Source organism: Duganella sp. 3397 (genome assembly GCF_031456625.1).
GTDB lineage: Bacteria > Pseudomonadota > Gammaproteobacteria > Burkholderiales > Burkholderiaceae_D > Rugamonas > Rugamonas phyllosphaerae.
This window is the reverse complement of the sequence record NZ_JAVDVB010000018.1, coordinates 1-1,419: the sequence shown is the minus strand read 5'-3', so window position 1 is coordinate 1,419 and position 1,419 is coordinate 1. Positions and strand designations below refer to the sequence as shown.

At 58.4% G+C, this 1,419-nt stretch carries 1 protein-coding gene; it reads left to right on the top strand.

All coding sequences use genetic code 11. The features are described from left to right. Positions 1 to 75 precede the first annotated feature (75 nt). Entirely contained in the window at positions 76 to 1,404 is a 1,329-nt protein-coding gene (locus J2X54_RS25665; RefSeq protein ID WP_310184699.1) for an IS4 family transposase, read from the top strand. Positions 1,405 to 1,419 lie beyond the last annotated feature (15 nt).

Here is a 1,419-nt window from a genome sequence, read left to right as displayed (position 1 = left end):
CCTAATGCCGCTAAGTTAAGCTCTTAGCGGCATTTTTCTTGTAAACGACTGCCGGAAGTGTTAACTTTCTGCACGATGCTATCAGATACCATTTCCCTCGCTGTCGACCTTCCAAGCCCGCCCGACTGGAGGCGGCTAGGCGCACATTTACCTTACGAATGGGTCGAAGGGGCGCTGGCAGCCACTGACAAGGCCAGCATCCGGTCACGGCGCCTGCCGGCGCAGCAGGTCGTTTGGCTCGTCATTTCGTTGGCTTTGTACCGGCATTTATCGGTCAAGGACATCGTCGACAGCCTCGACTTGGCGCTGCCGGAACTGGCTGATCGTTGCATCACCTCCAGCGCCACGACCCAGGCGCGCCAGCGCGTAGGCGCCGAGCCGCTAAAATGGCTGTTCGAGAAGTCGGCCCGGCAGTGGATTGTTCATGACGAAGCCCATTATCTTTTCAAGGGATTGCACCTGCTGGCCATGGATGGCACGACGCTGCGCCTGGCCGACAGCGCGGCCAACCGCGAACATTTTGGCGCGCAGAATTATCCCAACGAGAAGGTGGCCAGTTATCCGCAAACGCGGGCGGTCACCTTGATGATGGCCGATACCCAGCTCATCCGAGACGCCCGCTTTGGCCGCTACAGCGTTAGCGAGATGACGCATGCCCACGACCTGCTCGCCAGCGTGCCCGACGACTCGCTCACCGTGTTTGATCGGGGTTTCTTCTCGGCGCAGTTGTTGTCCAATTTAACCACGGGCGGCAACAATCGCCACTTCCTTATTCCAGCGAAAACCAATACCAAATGGACCGTGGTGGAAGGCACCGAAGAGGACGCGTTGGTGGAAATGGCGATCTCGGCGCAGGCCAGAAAGGCCGACCCTAATTTGCCCAAAACGTGGCGCGCGCGGGCGGTAAAGGTGGACGACGGCGACGGCGGCAAACCGCGCCACCTGCTTACTTCGCTCACAGACCGCAAATTGATCAAACGTGCCGACTTGGCTGCTTGTTACCAGCGGCGCTGGCGCATCGAGACCAGCTACAGGGAATTGAAACAGTCCATGCTGGGATCGGCGCTGACGTTGCGCAGCATGAGCGTCGAAGGCACTGAGCAAGAGATCTGGGGCGCGATGATCGCCTACAATTTGATTCGCATTGAAATGGCCAAGGCGGCATTGGAAGCCAAATGCGAACCCACCTCGATCAGTTTCCTCCTAGCCCTGACCACCATTCAGAACGAACTGATGACGATCGGGCGAGCAACCTCGCCGGGAACCATTCCGGCCAGACTCAAACGCCTGCGCGATAGGCTGGTACTCGACCTGAAGGCACAACGACCCGGCCGGAAATTCGACCGGGTCGTTAAAGCGGTGGCGCAGCGATATCCAGAGAAACGACTAACTAAGAAAGCTTAACTTAGCGGCATTAGG